Genomic DNA, 2,499 nt, shown 5'->3' on the forward strand with positions numbered 1-2,499 from the left:
CGTCGTCGGCGCCGACGACGGGTTCTCGCCCGAGGAGATCGCCGACGACCGGGCGATCGCCGCGCGCCTGGCCGCGCAGCGCCCCTTCTGGCGGCCCGGCACCGCGTTCGGCTACCACGCGCTGGGCGTCGGGGCGCTCGCCGGCGAGGTGGTGTTCCGCGCCACCGGGCGCACGCTGCAGGAGCTGTACGAGGAGCGGGTGCGCGCCCCGCACGGCCTGGACTTCCACCTCGGGCTGCCCGAGGAGCTGGAGGGCCGGTTCCGCTCGGTGCTGCCGATGGACCCGACGCCCGAGCAGCAGGCGCTCCTCGCGTCGCTGCCGACCGGTCCGCACACCCTGGGCGCCATCGCCTTCAACCGCAACGCGGCCGAGCCCACCGTCCTGGAGGCGCTGCCCAACTCCCGCCTGGTGCGCGCCAAGGGCCAGGCCTCGGCGGGCGGTGTGGCCTCCGCGCGGGGCCTGGCCCGGATGTACGCGGCGGCGGTCACCGGCATCGAGGGCGGCGAGCCTCTCCTGAAGGCGGACACGGTGGCCGCGTTCGGGCAGATCCAGTCGGCCGGGCACGACCTGGTGGCACGGGCCCACAAGGTGTTCGCGGTCGGCTTCCAGGCCACGTCCGAGGCCTGGTACCCGTGCCTCGGCGCGGGCTCCATCGGGCACAGCGGCGCGGGCGGCTCGCAGGCGTTCGCGGATCCGCGCAGCGGCCTCACGTACGGGTACACGCGCCGGCGGTTCGCGTTCCCGGGCGGTCCGGCGCCGGAGAACGAGCGGCTGGTGCGCGCGGTGCACGACGCGGCGCTCGCGGTGGGCTGAGGGCGGGTTACGGGTTGCGGGTCCCGGGTTCCGGGTCCTGGGTTACGGGTCCCGGACTTCTCGGTTGCCGGACATGCCGCGAGGGCCGCACCCTGCCGGGTGCGGCCCTCGCGTGCGTACGCGGTACGTATGTCGGTACGTACGGCGCAGCCGGTCAGGCGGCCGAGACGGCGACCTTGATGTTGCCGCGCGTGGCGTTCGAGTAGGGGCACACCTGGTGGGCCTTCTCGACCAGGGACTGCGCGGTGGCCGCGTCCACGTTCGGGATGGAGGCGGTGATCTCGACCTCCAGGCCGAAGCCGCCGGCCTCGTTCTGGCCGATGCCGACCTTGGCGGTCACGGTCGAGCCGGAGATGTCGGCGTTCTCCTTGCGGGCGACCACGCCGAGGGCGCCCTGGAAGCAGGCGCTGTAGCCCGCCGCGAAGAGCTGCTCGGGGTTGGTGCCCGCGCCGCTGCCGCCCATCTCCTTCGGGGGGTTCACGACGACGTCGAGCTTGCCGTCGTCGCTGGCCACTCGGCCGTCGCGGCCGTTCTCCGCGGTGGCCACGGCGGTGTACTTGACGTCGATCTTCTGGATGGACATGACTGCCGATTCCTCCTGAGATGTGCCGCGGTGCGCGCCCACAGCCGCGTCATTGTGGAATTAGGTTATCGGATACCGGAAGAACGACGGCAGGGCCGTCTCAGGTGGCGGAGACGGCCCTGCCGTGGGTGCCCAGGGAGGCGGGTGCCGGCGCGGGCGGGCGTCCGAGCGGTGCGGGCGGGTGCCCGCGCTGCCGGGCGCGGTGCCTGCCTTGGCGGGTGCGGTGCCTGCCTTGCCGGGCGCGGTGCCTGCCTTGGCGGGTGCTCCCTCAGGCGAGGGAGACGATCATCTTTCCGGTGTTCTCGCCGCGGAGCATGCCGAGGAACGCCTCGACACCGTTCTCGACGCCCTCGACGACCGTCTCGCGGTACTTGAGCTCGCCGGAGCGGACCCAGGCGCCGACCTCTCGGACGAACTGCGGCTGCAGCGCGTTGTGGTCCTGCACGAGCATGCCCTGCAGGCGCAGGCGCTTGCCGATGACCATGGCGAGGTTGCGCGGGCCCGGGGTCGGCTCGGTGTCGTTGTAGCCGGCGATCATGCCGCAGATGGTGGCGCGGCCGTGCACGTTCATGCGGCTGATGGCGGCCTCCAGGTGCTCGCCGCCGACGTTGTCGAAGTAGACGTCGACGCCCTCGGGAGCGGCCTCCTTGAGCTGCTCGACGACGGGCTTCTCGTCCTTGTAGTTGAAGGCCGCGTCGAAGCCGTACTCCTCGACGAGCAGCTTGACCTTCTCGTCCGAGCCCGCCGAGCCGATGACGCGCGAGGCGCCCTTGAGCCGGGCGATCTGGCCGACCTGGCTGCCGACGGCACCGGCCGCGCCGGAGACAAAGACGGAGTCGCCCTCCTTGAAGGAGGCCACTTCGAGCAGTCCCGCGTACGCGGTGAGGCCCGTCATGCCGAGGACGCCGAGGTAGGCGGAGAGCGGCGCGGCCTCGGGGTCGACCTTGGTGGCGTACCGGGCGGGCACGGAGGCGTACTCGCGCCAGCCGGCGAAGTGCAGGACGTGGTCGCCCGCGGCGAAGCCCTCGGCGTTCGACGCCACGACGACGCCGACCGCTCCGCCGTCCATCGGCTGGTCGAGCTGGAACGGCGGGATGTACGA

The 2,499-nt window shown here is 72.8% G+C and carries 3 protein-coding genes; 1 reads left to right on the forward strand and 2 read right to left on the reverse strand.

All coding sequences use genetic code 11. The features are described 5' to 3' along the window. The coding region (locus tag AOK22_RS09060) for a serine hydrolase (RefSeq protein ID WP_055698088.1) at nt 1-814 on the forward strand (814 nt) is incomplete at its 5' end. A 154-nt stretch (nt 815-968) separates the two neighbouring features. On the opposite strand, the gene AOK22_RS09065 is transcribed toward AOK22_RS09060, so the two are convergent. Both AOK22_RS09065 and AOK22_RS09070 read right to left on the reverse strand, forming a co-directional pair. Continuing rightward, entirely contained in the window at nt 969-1,397 is a 429-nt protein-coding gene (locus tag AOK22_RS09065) for an organic hydroperoxide resistance protein (protein ID WP_055698089.1), read from the reverse strand. A gap of 268 nt (nt 1,398-1,665) precedes the next feature. Continuing rightward, on the reverse strand, nt 1,666-2,499 hold an 834-nt coding region (locus tag AOK22_RS09070; protein ID WP_244164723.1), incomplete at its 5' end, for an NADP-dependent oxidoreductase.

Origin of the sequence: Streptomyces silaceus (assembly GCF_001419745.1) — a bacterium.
Lineage (GTDB): Bacteria > Actinomycetota > Actinomycetes > Streptomycetales > Streptomycetaceae > Streptomyces > Streptomyces silaceus.